Source organism: Kaistia nematophila (genome assembly GCF_026343855.1).
Taxonomy (GTDB): Bacteria; Pseudomonadota; Alphaproteobacteria; order Rhizobiales; family Kaistiaceae; genus Kaistia; species Kaistia nematophila.
This window is the reverse complement of record NZ_JAPKNK010000002.1, coordinates 464852-480769: the sequence shown is the minus strand read 5'-3', so window position 1 is coordinate 480769 and position 15918 is coordinate 464852. Positions and strand designations below refer to the sequence as shown.

16 protein-coding genes are annotated in these 15918 nt (G+C 66.9%); 15 read left to right on the top strand and 1 reads right to left on the bottom strand.

What is annotated here, in order from left to right; translation table 11 throughout:
* Positions 1-65 precede the first annotated feature (65 nt).
* From OSH07_RS06560 to OSH07_RS06550, 3 genes are all read left to right on the top strand, one after another.
* The gene (locus OSH07_RS06560; protein WP_266337808.1) at positions 66-1553 is read left to right on the top strand and encodes an AMP nucleosidase; all 1488 of its coding nucleotides are present in this window, start codon (positions 66-68) and stop codon (positions 1551-1553) included.
* Positions 1554-1637: 84 nt separating this feature from the next.
* Positions 1638-1898 carry a type II toxin-antitoxin system Phd/YefM family antitoxin gene (locus OSH07_RS06555; RefSeq protein ID WP_266337807.1) on the top strand — a complete coding sequence of 87 codons (261 nt, stop codon included), beginning with the start codon at positions 1638-1640 and terminating at the stop codon, positions 1896-1898.
* The gene (locus tag OSH07_RS06550; RefSeq protein ID WP_266337806.1) at positions 1898-2320 is read left to right on the top strand and encodes a type II toxin-antitoxin system VapC family toxin; all 423 of its coding nucleotides are present in this window, start codon (positions 1898-1900) and stop codon (positions 2318-2320) included. The genes OSH07_RS06555 and OSH07_RS06550 overlap by 1 nt, the downstream gene beginning before the upstream one ends.
* Positions 2321-2324: 4 nt before the next feature.
* Here the strand turns inward: OSH07_RS06550 and erpA are convergent, their stop codons facing one another.
* Positions 2325-2663, bottom strand: coding sequence for an iron-sulfur cluster insertion protein ErpA (gene erpA, locus OSH07_RS06545; RefSeq protein ID WP_266337805.1), 339 nt, complete (start codon positions 2661-2663; stop codon positions 2325-2327).
* A 110-nt stretch (positions 2664-2773) separates the two neighbouring features.
* On the opposite strand from erpA, the gene OSH07_RS06540 reads away from it, so the two are divergent.
* The 12 genes from OSH07_RS06540 (at position 2774) to serS (ending at position 15883) form a co-directional block, all read left to right on the top strand.
* The gene (locus tag OSH07_RS06540) at positions 2774-3991 is read left to right on the top strand and encodes a deoxyguanosinetriphosphate triphosphohydrolase (RefSeq protein WP_266337804.1); all 1218 of its coding nucleotides are present in this window, start codon (positions 2774-2776) and stop codon (positions 3989-3991) included.
* Positions 3992-4037: 46 nt separating this feature from the next.
* Positions 4038-5792, top strand: coding sequence for an arginine--tRNA ligase (argS, locus tag OSH07_RS06535; RefSeq protein ID WP_266337803.1), 1755 nt, complete (start codon positions 4038-4040; stop codon positions 5790-5792).
* 63 nt (positions 5793-5855) lie between these two features.
* Positions 5856-7601: an SPOR domain-containing protein gene (locus OSH07_RS06530; RefSeq protein ID WP_266337802.1), complete on the top strand. Its 1746-nt coding sequence runs from the start codon at positions 5856-5858 to the stop codon at positions 7599-7601.
* 69 nt (positions 7602-7670) lie between these two features.
* Positions 7671-8705, top strand: coding sequence for a beta-N-acetylhexosaminidase (gene nagZ, locus OSH07_RS06525; RefSeq protein WP_266337801.1), 1035 nt, complete (start codon positions 7671-7673; stop codon positions 8703-8705).
* Between the two features lie 17 nt (positions 8706-8722).
* Entirely contained in the window at positions 8723-9544 is an 822-nt protein-coding gene (locus OSH07_RS06520; protein WP_266337800.1) for a segregation and condensation protein A, read from the top strand.
* Positions 9537-10211 (top strand): SMC-Scp complex subunit ScpB, encoded by a 675-nt coding sequence (scpB, locus tag OSH07_RS06515; protein ID WP_266337799.1) that lies wholly within the window; start codon positions 9537-9539, stop codon positions 10209-10211. The genes OSH07_RS06520 and scpB overlap by 8 nt, the downstream gene beginning before the upstream one ends.
* A 104-nt stretch (positions 10212-10315) precedes the next feature.
* On the top strand, positions 10316-11296 hold the full coding sequence (locus OSH07_RS06510) for a TAXI family TRAP transporter solute-binding subunit (RefSeq protein WP_266337798.1): 981 nt from the start codon (positions 10316-10318) through the stop codon (positions 11294-11296).
* A 73-nt stretch (positions 11297-11369) separates the two neighbouring features.
* The gene (locus OSH07_RS06505; RefSeq protein WP_266337797.1) at positions 11370-12485 is read left to right on the top strand and encodes an ABC transporter ATP-binding protein; all 1116 of its coding nucleotides are present in this window, start codon (positions 11370-11372) and stop codon (positions 12483-12485) included.
* 99 nt (positions 12486-12584) lie between these two features.
* Positions 12585-12809: a twin-arginine translocase TatA/TatE family subunit gene (locus tag OSH07_RS06500; RefSeq protein ID WP_266337796.1), complete on the top strand. Its 225-nt coding sequence runs from the start codon at positions 12585-12587 to the stop codon at positions 12807-12809.
* 81 nt (positions 12810-12890) lie between these two features.
* Positions 12891-13541, top strand: coding sequence for a Sec-independent protein translocase protein TatB (gene tatB / locus OSH07_RS06495; protein ID WP_266337795.1), 651 nt, complete (start codon positions 12891-12893; stop codon positions 13539-13541).
* Positions 13538-14350 (top strand): twin-arginine translocase subunit TatC, encoded by an 813-nt coding sequence (tatC, locus tag OSH07_RS06490; RefSeq protein ID WP_266337794.1) that lies wholly within the window; start codon positions 13538-13540, stop codon positions 14348-14350. Before tatB ends, tatC begins: the two co-directional genes overlap by 4 nt.
* Before the next feature lie 222 nt (positions 14351-14572).
* The gene (gene serS, locus OSH07_RS06485) at positions 14573-15883 is read left to right on the top strand and encodes a serine--tRNA ligase (protein ID WP_266337793.1); all 1311 of its coding nucleotides are present in this window, start codon (positions 14573-14575) and stop codon (positions 15881-15883) included.
* Positions 15884-15918 lie beyond the last annotated feature (35 nt).

Sequence of the window (15918 nt, the reverse complement as noted above, 5' to 3'; positions counted from 1 at the left end):
AGCCGGCGCGTGGCTTGACCGCGTGCGCCGGCTGGCCGACAGTCGCGCCCCGAAAGTGGGGTGCCATGACGACCGATCCCGTGCTGTTCGATACGCCGAAGCCGATTGCCAGCGAAACCTTCACCGATCCGGACCTGGCGATCGCCAGGCTGGAGGAGATCTACGATCTCCACACGGCCCATCTGCGCGATCGTTTCGACGCGCTCCTGAAGGGGCATCCGCCCGTCGGCCGGGTCCGCGCCACCTATCCCGAGATCCGCTTCACCACGACCAGCTACGCCAAGATCGACTCGCGCCTGTCCTATGGACACGTGTCGGGGCCGGGCAGCTACGCCACGACGGTGACGCAGCCCTCGCTGTTCCGGAACTACCTTAAGGAGCAGATCAAGCTGCTCGTGCGCAATCACGGCCTGCCGGTAACGGTCGGTCCATCGAACCTGCCGATCCCGCTGCATTTCGCCTTTCCGAACGGTGTCCACGTCGAAGGGCAGCTCGCCGAGAAGATCGAGCGGCCGCTGCGCGACATGTTCGACGTGCCGGACCTCGCCGTCACCGACGACGCCATCGTCAACGGCACCTATGAGCCGGTTCCAGGCGAACCGCTGCCGCTGGCGCCGTTCACCGCGCCGCGCATCGATTATTCGCTGTTCCGGCTGGCGCATTACACGGCAACGCATGCCGAGCACTTCCAGAACTTCGTCCTGTTCACCAACTACCAGTTCTACATCGACGAGTTCTGCGTCCGCGCCCGCAAGCTGATGGCCGAGGGCGGCGGCGGCTACGAGGCATTCGTCGAGCCCGGCAATCTCATCACGCCGGCCGGCGCCACCGAGCCGGTCGCCGGCATGGCGCCGCCGCGCCTGCCGCAGATGCCGGCCTATCACCTGAAGTTCGCCGGCAATGCCGGGCTGACGATGATCAATATCGGCGTCGGCCCCTCCAACGCCAAGACGATCACGGACCATGTCGCCGTGCTGCGGCCGCATGCCTGGCTGATGCTCGGCCACTGCGCGGGCCTCCGCAACACGCAGGCGCTCGGCGACTATGTGCTGGCGCATGGCTATGTCCGCGAGGACCACGTGCTCGACGCCGACCTGCCGAGCTGGATCCCGATCCCGCCGCTCGCCGAAGTGCAGGTGGCGCTGGAGGATGCCGTCGAGGCCGTGACCGGCCTGGAGGGCTACGACCTGAAGCGGATCATGCGCACGGGCACCGTCGCGACGATCGACAACCGCAACTGGGAACTGCGCGACCACCGCGAGCCGGTGCAGCGTTTCTCGCAGTCGCGCGCCATCGCGCTCGACATGGAATCGGCGACGATCGCGGCGAACGGATTCCGCTTCCGCGTGCCTTACGGGACGCTGCTCTGCGTCTCCGACAAGCCGCTGCATGGCGAACTGAAGCTGCCGGGCATGGCGTCGGAATTCTATCGCCGCCAAGTCGGCCAGCATCTCGAGATCGGTATCCGCGCGATGGAGATGCTGCGCGAAATGGCGCCGGAACGGCTGCATTCCCGCAAGCTCCGGAGCTTTACCGAGACGGCGTTCCAGTAACGAGGATTGCGGTCTCTTGGCGTCCGTCGGCAAGGCTCCTATATTGGCGATGTAGAAACGTCGCTACAAGACGGGAGCCTTGCGATGGGTATCACGACGCTGACTAGCCGCGAGTTCAATCAGGACACCAGCCGCGCCAAGAAGGCGGCAAGTGCCGGTCCGGTGATCATCACCGATCGCGGCAGGCCGGCGCATGTCCTGCTCTCCATTGAGGAATACCGGCGACTGACCGGGACGGGGAGGTCGCTTCTGGAAGCGCTTGCGCAGACGGAAGACGGCAGTGACTTCGAGTTTGATCCGCCGAAGATGGGCGGGAATTGGCTCAAGCCTGTCGATTTCGACTGATGTTTGTGCTCGACACGAACGTCGTTTCGGAACTCAGGCGTCCCGAGCGGTCCAATCCCAACGTGCAATCCTGGATTGCCGATCAGGCGCCCTCAGAACTCTATCTTTCGGCCGTAACTATACTCGAACTCGAGATCGGAGCGCGGCGGATGGAGCGAAAGGATGGCCGACAAGGCAGCATCCTACTTTCCTGGATAGAGCGGCAGGTACTTCCGCTCTTCGCGGATCGAATTCTGCCGATCGACCTAGCCGTGGCACGGCGTTGCGCGCTGCTGCACGTGCCGGATCGCCGGAATGACCGTGATGCCTATATTGCGGCCACCGCACGGGTCCATGGAATGACAGTGGTGACGCGCAACATCAGCGATTTCGAGGGAACAGGTGTCCCTCTGATCAATCCCTGGCAGGAACGCCCGGTATGAAGTCCTAGATCGCGAAGCTGGTGCCGCAGCCGCAGGAGGCGGTGGCGTGCGGATTGCGGATCTGGAAGGACTGGCCGATCAGGTCGTCGACGAAGTCGATCTCGGAGCCGTCCATATAGGGCAGGGAGATCTGGTCGATCAGCACGGTGGCGCCGTTCTTCTCGATGACGAGGTCGTCTTCGGCGCGCGTCGCGTCGAGGTCGAAGCCATACTGGAAGCCGGAGCAGCCGCCGCCCGATACGGAGACCCGCAAGGCCGTGCCGCTCGGTTCCTTGGAAAGGATGCGGGCGATGCGCTTGGCAGCGCGGTCGGACAGGGTCACGTCGAGCGTTTCAGTGGTCATGGCAGCTTCCGAAAATTGGGGTACCTTGCAGGTGCCCGAACCCGATAGTTAGGAATGCGATCGGCGGTGTCAATCGTTGCCGCGCCGGGCATGGGGAGAGGGAAGCTGAAATGGAAGGCCTGATCGGCTTCGGAATCGGTCCGCACGCCGTCTTTGCCGTCGATCCGGCGGGGAGTCGCGGACGCCTTTATCCCGAGCCCGAGAGCCCGACCCGCACGCCCTATCAGCGCGACCGCGACCGCATCATCCATTCGACGGCGTTCCGCCGCCTGAAGGACAAGACGCAGGTCTTTCTGTTCGATGAGGGCGATCATTACCGCACCCGGCTGACCCACACGATCGAGGTGGCGCAGATCGCCCGCGCCCTGGCGCGCGCGCTGCGTCTCGACGAGGATCTCGCCGAGGCGATCGCGCTGTCGCACGATCTCGGCCACACGCCGTTCGGCCATGCCGGTGAGCGGGCGCTCGACCGGATGATGGCGGGCCATGGCGGCTTCGACCACAACGCCCAGAGCCTGCGCGTCGTCACGCGGCTGGAGCGGCGCTATCCGCATTTCGACGGGCTCAACCTTTCCTGGGAAGCGCTGGAGGGGCTGGTCAAGCACAACGGGCCGCTGGTCGATGCCGGGGGCAGGGGCGTCGGCGCCTATGCAGGCAAGGAACTGCCAGCCGCGATTCTCGCCTATACGGCCGAGCAGGACCTGGGGCTTTCGACCTATGCCTCGGCCGAGGCGCAGGCCGCTGCGATCGCCGACGACATCGCCTATGACGCGCACGATATCGACGATGGGCTCAGGGCCGGCCTGCTGACGGTGGACGGCCTGCGCGAGGTCGATTTTCTCCGCGAGATTCTCGATGCGATCGAAGCCCAGCATCCCGGACTGGAAAAGCCGCGCCTGGTCAACGAGGTGGTGCGTCGCGTCATCACGCGCATGATCGAGGATGTCATCGCCGAGGCTCTCAGCCGGCTCGACGAGACGAAGCCGGGTTCGGCGGACGCGCTGCGCCATGCCGGCCGGCCGATGATCGCCTTTTCGCCGGCGCTCGCGGAAGCGGACAAGGCGATCAAGACGCATCTCTGGCACAACGTCTATCGCCATCCCCGCGTCATGCAGGTGATGACGGCGGCGGAGGGCGTCGTCGAGCGGCTGTTCGAGCGCTACTGGACCGATCCGCAAGCCCTGCCGCCGGAATGGCGGAGCGGGCTCGACCCGGCCGATTCCTGGCGGCGGGCGCGGCGAATCTGTGACTTTCTCGCCGGCATGACCGACCGCTATGCATTGCGCGAGCATCAGCGTCTGTTTGACGCTTCGCCCGATTTGGGTTAGGCGCGCAGCACGAATTTTCCTTCCGCCCGAAGGCCTGTATCCCGCTATGAATATTTTCCGCGACTTCACCGCACGCGTCACCTCTGCCGTCGAGGTCATCCTGGCGGCGCGCGACAGCGCTCCGGTCGATCTCTCCCGCATCGTCGTTGAGCCCCCGCGCGACGCCGCCCATGGCGATCTGGCGACCAACGCCGCCATGGTGCTGGCCAAGCCGCTCGGCCTCAAGCCGCGCGATCTGGCCGAGGCGATCGCCGGCCGGCTGCGCGACGACGAGGACGTCGCGTCGGTCGATGTGGCCGGTCCCGGCTTCATCAACCTGACGCTCGCCGCGCCCTATCGCGCCCATGCGCTGAAGGCCCTGATCCAGGCCGGCGGCACCTATGGCCGCAGCCGTCTCGGCGCCGGTCTCAAGGTCAATGTCGAATATGTCTCGGCCAACCCGACGGGACCGATGCATGTCGGCCATTGCCGCGGCGCCGTTGTCGGCGACGCGCTGGCCAACCTGCTCGACTGGGGCGGCTACAACGTCACCAAGGAATACTACATCAACGATGCCGGCGGTCAGGTCGACGTCCTCGCCCGTTCGGCGTTCCTGCGCTATCGCGAGGCGCTCGGCGAGACGATCTCGATCCCCGAGGGGCTCTATCCCGGCGATTACCTGAAGCCGGTGGGCGCAGCGCTGGCCGATGTGCATGGCCGCAGGCTGCTTGAGATGGCGGACGCCGAATGGCTGCCGATCGTCCGCGACGCGGCGATCAGCGCCATGATGCTGATGATCCGCGACGATCTCGCGCTGCTCAATGTCCACCATGACGTCTTCTTCTCGGAGCGGACGCTGAGCGGCGAGAATGGCGGCAAGATCGGCGCGACCATCGCCGACATGGAGCAGAAGGGCTTCGTCTATCGCGGCACGCTGCCGCCGCCGAAGGGCCAGCTGCCTGACGACTGGGAGGATCGCGAGCAGCTTCTGTTCCGCGCCACCGATGTCGGTGACGACATCGACCGGCCGCTGATGAAGTCGGATGGCAGCTATACCTACTTCGCCGGCGACGTCGCCTACTTCAAGGACAAGTTCGACCGCGGCTTCCGGCAGATGATCTATGTGCTGGGCGCCGACCATGGCGGCTATGTGAAGCGGCTGCAGGCCGTTGGTCGCGCCATTTCCGGCGGCACCGCGTCGGTCGACGTGCTGCTCTGCCAGCTGGTGAAGCTGTTCCGCGCCGGCGAGCCGGTCCGCATGTCGAAGCGCTCGGGCGATTTCGTCACGCTGCGCGACGTCGTCGAGGAAGTCGGCCGCGACGCGGTGCGCTTCATGATGCTCTATCGCAAGAGCGACGCGCCGCTCGACTTCGACTTCCAGAAGGTGACCGAGCAGTCGAAGGACAATCCGGTCTTCTACGTCCAGTACGGCCATGCCCGCGCCGCTTCGATCCTGCGCAACGCCGCGCAGGAGCTGCCGACGCTCGATCTCTCGGCTTCGGCGCTCGCCGGCGCAGACCTCTCGCTGCTCGACGATGCCGGCGAAATCGGCCTGCAGCGGCGGCTGGCGGAATTCCCGCGAATCATCGAATCGGCGGCCGAGGCGCACGAACCGCACCGGATCGCGTTCTACCTCTATGATCTTGCAGCAGAGTTCCATCAGCAGTGGAACCGGGGCAAGGATCTGCCGCAATTACGGTTTATTAACCTTGAGCAACCACAGTTGACCGCGGCCCGGCTCGCCCTTGTTCATGCCACAAAGCTGGTGCTGTCATCCGGTTTGCTGGTGCTCGGAGTCGATGCGCCCGAAGAGATGCGGTGAAGTCTCTCGGACTGGACGTCGATTCTGACGCCAGGTTCCGGTTGAGGCGGAAAGTGGAGCGCGATGGCAGATCGCTACGATAATTCGTTCTCGCGGCGGCCCCCGCCGCTCGGCGAGGACTTGGCGCGGCGCAATGCGCAGCCTGCGCCTACCGAGGAAGATCCCCTGGTTGAGCTCGCCCGGATGGTTTCGGGCAATTCCAGCTTCGACGACATCGTGGGCGGCCGCGCGCAGCCCGCGGCGCCGGTCGTGCGGCCTGCGCAGCAGGCCAATGTCCGCGATACCTCGTTCGATCTCGAATCCGAGCTGATGAACGACTTGCAGTCGTCCTTCGATCCGGCGACGCGCGCCGCCGCGGGCCGTCCGCTGCAGGTCGAGCCGCAGCCGCCGCGCGCCGCTCCGCCGCGCGACGAGGGATTCGATCACATGCGCCTGCGACCCGGCGCGCCCGCCGCGCCGCCGCCGAACTGGCAGGCAGCCCAGGCGCAGCGCGCGGTCGATTCCCGCTACACGCAGGAGCCGCGCTATGCGCAGGAAGCCTATGCGCAGCCTGCGGTCGAGGAAGCCGATCCCTATGCCGGCACCGCCTATGCCGGCGCGGCTGACTATGGACGCGATCCGCGTGGCCAGTCGGCTCCTGCCGCCGGCTATGCGCAGCAGGATCACTACTATTCCGGCCAGGAAAACGGCGCCGACGATCATTCCACAGGTTACGACGCCGAATATGGCGATGATGCGAATGGCGGCTATGACGACGAGGGCTACGAGGAGCGCCACGCGCATCCCGAGCGCTATGCGGAGCCGCGCCGTTCGCGCAAGGGCCTGATCATCGCCGCGTCCGTTCTCGCCATCGTGCTGGCGGGCGGCCTCGGCGCACTCGCGCTGAAGGGCGGCGACGGCGTCGCCACCAGTGGCGCGCCGCGCGTCATCGCCGCCGACGAGGGGCCGACCAAGGTTCAGCCGGCGCCGACGACCGAGAACGACGTCGCCCAGAACAAGTTGATCTACGACCGCGCCAGCCCGGAGCTGGCTGGCGACGAACAGCTCGTGCTGCCGGATGACGGGCCGATCGACGAGGCTCCGGCCTCGAACGAATCGCAAGCGAGTCGCGAGATATCGCGCATCATCCTGCCGGGCGCGCCGGGCGATTCCGCCGCGCCGTCGTCGATCGACGATCTCGCCGGTGGCGCGGCCGCGGCTCCTGCCGCCTCGGCGGATGCCGATGCCGGCCCGCGCAAGGTTCGCACCGTCGTCGTAAAGCCGGACGGCACGATCATCTCGAGCGAGGCGCAGCCTCGCAACGGAACCGGCGCGCAGGCGGCTCCGGCCGCGCCTGCCGCCGCCCCGGCTACCGTCGCGGCCGCGCCGCAGGCTGCCGCGCCTGCCGACGACGCCCCGATCCAGATGTCGGATGACGCCGATGGCGATGCTCCGGCTCCGGCCGCAGCCGCTCCGGCCGCGCCGCAGAAGGATGCCTCGCAACTCGAGGCTCCTGCCGTGGCTCCCGCCAAGCCGAAGCCAGCGGCGGCGCCGGCCGCTGCCACGCGGGCTCCGGCTTCGGGCGGCTTCGTCGTCCAGGTCGCCTCGCAGCGCACCGAGGAAGCGGCGATCGCCTCTTATCGGGCGATGCAGCGCAAGTTCCCGAGCGTGTTCGGTTCGCAGGAGCCGAACGTCGTGCGCGCCGATCTCGGCGCCAAGGGCATCTACTACCGCGCTCGTGTCGGCCCGATGGCGACGCGCGACCAGGCCGTTTCGTTCTGCGAAAGCCTGCGCTCCGCCGGCGGCGACTGCATCGTCCAGAAAAACTGACCGTGACTGGCAGGCGGCGGATCGGATCCGCCGCTTGCGGTCCTTACGGCAAGCGGCTAAGGCCGAAGCATGACCGCCAAAGCATTCATTTCCGGCTGCGCCGGCCGCAGTCTTTCGGCCGATGAGATCGCGTTCTTCCGCGACGAGCGGCCTTGGGGCCTCATCCTCTTCAAGCGCAATATCGGGACGCCGGAAGAAGTCTGCGACCTCGTCGCGACCTTTCGCGACATCCTCGACGATCCGGACCGGCCCGTGCTGATCGACCAGGAGGGCGGCCGGGTTCAGCGCATCGCGCCGCCGCACTGGCGCAATCGCCCGGCGGCGCGCTTCGCAGGCGACCTCTATGCCGAAGACCAGGCGGCAGGTCGGCGCATGGCGTGGCTGCATGGCCGCCTGATCGCCTCCGATCTGATCGATCTCGGCATCACGGTCGATTGTGTGCCGGTGCTGGATGTCGGCCGGCCAGAGACGCATGCGGCGATCGGCAACCGTGCCTATGCCGAGCAGGCGGAACTGGTGTCGATCCTGGGCCGCGCGACGGCCGACGGGCTCGCCGCCGGCGGCGTCCTGCCGGTGATGAAGCATATGCCCGGCCATGGCCGCGCCACGGTCGACAGCCATCTGAGCCTGCCGGTCGTCGAGGCGAGCCTGCGCACGCTGGAGACGACGGACTTCGTGCCGTTCATGGCGCTGAACGACCTGCCCATGGCGATGACGGCCCATATCGTCTTCACGGCCATCGATCCGGACCGTCCGGCGACGACCTCGCCGGTTGTTGTCGACGAGATCATTCGCGGCCGGATCGGGTTCGACGGCCTGCTGATGAGCGACGACCTCTCGATGAAGGCGCTCGGCGGCGATTATGCCAGCCGCGCGGCGGCGGTGCTTTCCGCCGGCTGCGACATGGTCCTGCATTGCAACGGCGTCATGGAAGAGATGGCCGACGTCGCGCGCTCCGTCCCGGAACTGGCGGGCAGGGCGGCGGAGCGGGCTGCTGCGGCGCGCGGCGCGCGCAAGCCGCCGCATCCGCTGGACCGCGAGGCTGCCGAGGCGGAATATGCGACGCTCGCAGAGCGCGCCGGCTGGCCGCCTGCGGCCGCCTGAAGCGCAGGGGAGACCCGATGGCCGCGACCCGCGACATCGACGGCCAGAGCGAACTCTGGGAGACGACCGACCGCAAGGATGACGATGCGGCGCTCGTCGTCGACGTCGACGGCTTCGAAGGGCCGCTCGACCTGCTGCTGGCGCTGGCGCGTACGCAGAAGGTCGATCTCGCGAAAATCTCGATCCTGGCTCTGGCCGAGCAGTATCTCGCCTATATCGAGCATCTGCGTCAGCTCCGTCTCGAGCTGGCGGCCGACTACCTCGTCATGGCGGCCTGGCTCGCCTATCTGAAGTCGCGCCTGCTGCTGCCGGCGCCGGCGCCGGACGAAGAGCCGAGCGGCGAGGAGATGGCGGCGGCGCTGGCCTTCCGGCTGCGCCGGCTCGAAGCGATGCGCGATGCCGCCGCCAAGCTGGTCAACCGCGATCGCCTTGGTCGCGAGGTCTTTTCGCGCGGCATGCCGGAGCCGGTCGAGGTGATCCAGCGCAGCGATTATTCGGCGACGCTCTACGACCTGCTGACAGCCTATGCCTCGCAGCGCCAGCGCCAGATGGTCTCGGTCGTGCATGTCCGGCGGCGGCAGGTCTGGTCGCTCGCCGAGGCGCGCGAGGTGCTGACGCGGATGATCGGCAGCATCGCGGACTGGACGCCGGTCGACGTGTTCCTGTCGCCGTGGATGCAGACGCCGGAAATGCGGGCGACCGTGCTCGCGAGTTCCTTCAGCGCCAGCCTGGAGCTGGTGCGCGAGGGCAAGGTCGAATTGCGCCAGACAGGCCCCTTCGCGTCGCTCTACATGCGCGACAGGGACCGCGATGGCGCGGAGGTGAAGAACGATGGCTGATCTCGGAAATCTCACCTTGCTGGCGCCGGAGGAGCGCCGCATGGCGCTGCGCATGGTCGAGGCCATGCTGTTCGCCAGCGCCGAGCCGCTTGGCACCAGCGAGATCGCCGCGCGCCTGCCGGAGGGCAGCGATGTCGACGGGCTGATCCGCGAGCTGGAGCATGTCTATTCAGGGCGCGGGGTCAACCTGGTGAAGGTTGCGGGCAAGTACATGTTCCGCACCGCGAGCGATCTCGCTTTCCTGCTGCAGCGCGACGCCGGCGACCAGAAGAAGCTGTCGCGCGCCGCGCTCGAAACGCTGGCGATCATCGCCTATCACCAGCCGGTGACGCGAGCCGAAATCGAGGAGATCCGCGGCGTCTCGATTTCCAAGGGCACGCTCGACGTGCTGATGGAGGCGGGCTGGATCCGTATGCGCGGCCGGCGGCGGACGCCGGGGCGCCCGGTTACCTATGGCACGACGGAGGGCTTCCTCGTCCATTTCGGCCTCGAGGCAATCGGCGACCTGCCGGGGCTGGAGGAACTGAAAGGCGCGGGCCTGCTCGATGGCCGCATTCCGCCCGGCTTCACCGTGCCGGAGCCGCGCGACGGCGATGCCCTCACGGCCGACGAGGATCCTCTCGATCCCGAGGATCTGCTCGCGGCCGGCCTGACGGACCACGATTAAGCCTGTCCAGCGCTTCCGCTTGCGTCAGCTTGGCTCCCGCCTATGCTGACGTTGCGAAAGGTCTGCCGGGGGAGGTGGCCTGCGATCCGCCTGGGGAGGCCGCCTTGTCCGAAATTTCGATCAGCCGTCGTCGATTGTTCGCCATTGGGGCAGGGGCAGCCGCCATCGCTGTCCTGCCGGGCGTCTCGTCCGCCTTGTCGCCGATCCCGGTCCGCATCGTCACCGGCGGCAAGGGCGGCGTGTTCTATCCTTATGGCGAGGGGCTGGCCCGGGTGCTCTCGGCGCATGGCGGCAATCTCAAGGCCACCGCGGAGGCCACGGGGGGCTCGGTCGACAATGCGCGGCTCGTCCATGCGGGCAAGGCCGATGTCGGCTTCGCCACCTTCGATTCCGTCTTTGACGCCGTCCATGGCGCCGGCGCCTATGCCAAGGACGGCAAGCTCGAACTGCGCGTCCTGGCGGTGCTCTATGATTCCTACCTGCACGTCGTGGCGCGGAAGGATGCCGGCATTTCCTCCATTGCCGACCTCAAGGGCAAGCGCGTGTCGGTCGGCTCGCCCGGCTCTTCGGCCGAGACGATCGCCGGGCGCGTGCTCGAGGCCGCCGGCATCGATCCAGCCCACGGCGTCGAGCGATCCAACCTCGGCGCGGCAGAATCCGCCGAGGCGCTCAAGGCCGGCAGGATCGACGCCTTCTTCTGGGCAGGCGGCGTGCCCACCGCCGCCGTGCAGGAGCTTGCGGCCGCCGGCAAGCCGGAGATCGTGTTCCTCTCGACGGCTGCCGAGCAGGCGGCGATCGACAAGAAGTATCCCGGCCTCTACCGCCCGCTCACCCTGCCGAAATCAGCCTATGCCGGGATGGCCGCCGACGTGTCGGGCCTCGGCGTGGCCAATGTGCTGATCGTCTCGGTCAAGGCGAAGGACGCCTTGGTGACAGAGTTGCTCGAAGGGATCTTCGACAACCTCGATGCCATTCACAAGCTGCATCCCGAGGCGGCGAAGCTTTCTCTCGCAAGCGCTGCGGCGGCGACCGCCGTGCCGTTCCATCCCGCCGCCGAGGCCTTCTACAAGGCGAAAGGGACCTGACGCGCGCCGGTTGCAGCCCAGCCGGGCGCATGGCGAACTCGACGGCGGCGGCATCAGGCGCTAAACCGCTCGCATGAGCGCAAGCACCCAATGGATTGAACGCACCGCCTGGGGCCGTCGCGGCACCGCCGGTGTCACCATCGCCGCCCGTCTCGGCTTCGACGCCGTCACGCACCACTACGGCGATGCGCCGTCGCTGCGCGGCATCAGCCTGGAGGTCGAGCCGGGGGAGGTGGTCTGCCTGCTCGGCCGCTCGGGCTGTGGCAAGACGACGCTGCTGCGGGTCACGGCGGGGCTGGAGCGCCCCTCCGGCGGCCGTGTCACGGTCAATGGGCGCGAGATGGCGGGGCCCGCCGTCTTCGTGCCGCCCGAGAAGCGCGGCGTCGGCCTGATGTTCCAGGACTACGCGCTCTTCCCGCACATGACGATCCTCAAGAACGTCATCTACGGCCTCAACGACCTGCCGCGCGCCGAGGCCGAGCGCCAGGGCCTTCATGCGCTGGGGCGCGTTGGCCTGGAAGGCTATGCCGCCGCGCATCCGCATGCGCTTTCCGGCGGCGAGCAGCAGCGCGTGGCGCTGGCCCGCGCCATAGCGCCGCGCCCCTCCATGCTGCTGATGGACGAGCCCTTCTCCGGCCTGGACAAGCGGCTGCGCGATCATGTGCGCGAGGAGACGATGGCGATCATCCGTGAGACGCGGGCGACCTGCATCATCGTCACGCACGACCCGGAAGAGGCGATGCGCATGGGCGACCGGATCGCACTGATGCGCGGCGGCCAGCTTCTGCAGGTCGGCACGGCGCGGCATCTCTACGAGCATCCCGTCGACCTCTACGCCGCCCGCTTCTTCTCGGAACTGAACGAGTTCGAGGCGACGGCGAGGAACGGCCGCGTCGAGACGCCGCTTGGAACCTTCGGTGCGCGCGGCCATGCCGACGGCTCCCCGCTCTCGATCGGTATCCGGCCGCAGGGCGTGGGCTTCACGCTCGCTGGCGACGGTGTGCCGGGGCGGATCGTCGGGCATCAGTTCCTTGGCGAAGTCGATCTCCTGAGCGTCGCCATCGACGGCATCGACGTGCCGATCCGCATGCGCACCCGCGACAACGCCGAGCCGTTCGTCGTGGGCAGCACGGTCTGGCTGACCATAGATCCACGCGACGTTCTGGTGTTTGCTAAAGCGTCCGGATAACCTTACATGCGGGTCACATGGTTGGTTGCGGCCGCAGGGTCCGTCTGCGATAGTCGCCCCAACCGAACGCATAGCGCGTGAATTTGTGGAGATGAGTTGATGGGTTCTTTCAGCATCTGGCACTGGCTGATCGTGCTGGTGATCGTCCTCCTGCTCTTCGGCAAGGGGAAGATTTCGGATGTGATGGGTGACATGGCGAAGGGCGTCAAGAGCTTCAAGAAGGGGCTCGCCGACGATGACGAACCCGTCGCCAAGCCCGCGATCGACAGCAAGCCTTCCGATGTCGTTTCGTCGTCGACCGACGAGAAGACCCGCGCCAGCTAAGTCCTGAAAAAGGGCCGCGAAGCTGCCTTGGATCCGCGCATTTCTCGCGCGGGTCGGAGGTAGGCTGGTCGGTATGAGAGAATGCTGGATATCGGCTGGAGCGAAATTCTCGTCATCGCCGTGGTGGCGATCGTCGTGGTTGGTCCCAAGGATCTGCCACCCATGTTGCGCGCATTGGGGCGAACCGTCTCCAAGATGCGCAAGATGGCGGGCGAGTTTCAGGGGCAGTTCAACGAGGCGCTCAAGGAAGCCGAACTCGACGACGTCAAGAAGTCGTTCGACGAGCTTCGCGGCTTGAACCCGCTGAACGACATCAAGGACAGCCTCAATCCGCTTTCGGGGCCGATCGCCAAGCCGTCGCCGGCTCCGGTGCCGCCGCCTGCCGATCAGCCGGCGCAGTTGCTGGCGCCGGCCGACGTCGAGCCGGCCAAGCCGCTCGAAGCGCCGGTCGCTGCCGAGCCGGCCGCCGCTGCGAAGCCGAAGGCCAAGCGCAGCCCCGCCAAGAAGGCTGCGGCCGAGGAAGGCGAGGGCGAGGTCAAGCCGAAGCCGCGGGCCAGGGCCAAGCCGGCCAATGGCGCCGAGGCGGCTTCCGGCGAAGCCAAGGCGCCGTCGCGCGCCCGCAAGCCGAAGCCGCCGGTCGACGCCGCATCTTCCGCCGAAGTTCCCGTCGCCAGCGCGCCCGCCGCTGTTGAGCCGGTTGTCGCCAGCGTGACCGAAGAGCCCAAGACATGAGCGAAAAGCCTTCGGCCGAAGACGAGATCGAAGCCAGCCGCATGCCGCTTCTCGATCACCTGATCGAGCTGCGTTCGCGCCTGATCAAGGCCCTGCTGGCGGTTCTCGCCGCCTTCTTGGTCTGCTTCTATTTCGCCGGCACCATCTACAACATCCTGGTCATCCCGTATGAGTGGGCCGTCGGCCCCGCCCAGGACGTGAAGCTGATCTACACCGCGCCGCAGGAATATTTCCTGACGCAGATGAAGCTCGCGCTCTATGGCGCTGTCTTCATCGCGTTCCCGGTGATCGCGATCCAGGTCTACAAGTTTGCTGCGCCCGGCCTCTACAAGCACGAGAAGCGGGCGTTCATTCCCTATCTGATCGCGACGCCGATCCTGTTCCTGCTCGGCGCGGCGCTCGTTTATTTCCTGATCTTGCCGCTGGCGCTGCACTTCTTCCTGTCGTTCCAGCAGACGGGTGGCGAGCACAAGGCGCAGATCGAGGCGCTGTTCAAGGTCAATGAGTATCTCGGTCTGATCATGACCCTGACGCTCGCCTTCGGCATCGTCTTCCAGCTGCCTGTCGTGCTGACCCTGCTCGGCCGGGCCGGGATCGTCACCAGCCAGATGCTGAAGGACAAGCGGCGCTACGCCATCGTCATCGCCTTCGTGGTGGCGGCCGTGCTGACGCCGCCGGACATGGTCAGCCAGATCTCGCTCGCCATTCCGGCGATGCTTCTCTACGAACTGTCCATCTTCTCGGTCCGCATGGTCGAGCGCAAGCGCAGCGAAGCTACCGCCGAGGACGAGGAAGAGGCGGCCGAGTAGCCTGGCCGCCCGTCTTGTCGGTATTCCGGAGCCACGCCATCCCGAGCGGATTGCGTGGCTCCTTTCGTTTCGGCGCTCGCAGCGACCGGATTTGCAGCCTTCCCCCCATGCCGGGCGCGTAGCCGGGTTGATCCGGCGGCTGTCTCACACTATCCGTCATGCGGCGAATGCTTTGCCCTTCCGCGGCCGGAACGCCGGCTGCCTTCTCTTCGAGGCACGATCATGCTCGACATCAAATGGATCCGTGACAACCCTGACGCGCTCGACCGCGCGCTTGCCAGTCGTGGAGCTGAGCCGGTCTCGTCGAAGCTGATCGCCTTGGATGAGGCGCGCCGCGCCCATATCGTCCAGGTCCAGGCCGCGCAGGAGCGCCGCAACGCCGCCTCCAAGGAGATTGGTAAGGCCAAGGGCGCCAAGGACGAGGAGACCGCCCAGCGCCTGATGGCCGAGGTCGCCACGATCAAGGAATTCCTGGCGCATGCCGAGGAAACCGAGCGCCAGCTCAACAGGGAACTGGATGACGCGTTGGCGGTGATCCCGAACGCGCCGCTGGAGGATGTTCCGGTCGGCGCCGACGAGCACGACAACGTTCCCTATTTCGGCCGCTACCAGACCGAAGAGCAGGCCGCTGTGGCGCGTCCGAAGAAGCGCGTGCATCCCTTTGCAGCCAAAGAACATTTCGAGATCGGCGAAGCCCTGAATCTTATGGATTTCGAGGCAGCCGCCAAGCTTTCCGGCAGTCGCTTCGTCGTCCTCAAGGGGCAGCTTGCCCGGATGGAGCGGGCCATCGGCCAGTTCATGCTGGACCTGCATACCAACGAGCACGGTTATACCGAGGTGCAGCCGCCGCTCCTGGTCAAGGACGACGCGCTCTACGGCACGGCGCAGCTGCCGAAGTTCGCCGAGGACCTGTTCAAGGCGGGCGAGCAGCACTGGCTGATCCCGACCGCCGAGGTGCCGCTGACCAACCTGGTGCGCGAGTCGATCCTCGACGAAAAGGAGCTGCCGCTCCGCTTCACGGCGCTCACCCCCTGCTTCCGCTCGGAGGCGGGTTCGGCCGGCCGCGATACGCGCGGCATGCTGCGCCAGCACCAGTTCAACAAGGTCGAGCTGGTCTCGATCACGACGCCCGAGACCTCGATCGACGAGCATGAGCGCATGCTCTCCTGCGCGGAGGCCGTGCTGCAGAAGCTCGACCTGCATTACCGCGTCATGACGCTCTGCACCGGCGACATGGGCTTCGGCTCGCGCAAAACCTATGACATCGAGGTCTGGCTGCCGGGCCAGAACACCTATCGCGAGATCTCCTCGGTTTCGGTCTGTGACGATTTCCAGGCGCGGCGCATGAATGCGCGCTATCGCCAGGGCGCCGAGAAGGGCACCCGCTTCGTTCACACGCTGAACGGCTCGGGCACCGCGGTCGGCCGCGCCCTGATCGCCGTCATCGAGAACTACCAGAACGAGGACGGCTCCATCACGGTGCCGGCGGCGCTGAAGCCCTATATGGGCGGACTCGAGAAGGTGGACGCCTGAGGCGCTCGAACCGGCTTCATGTCTTCGCACGCGGC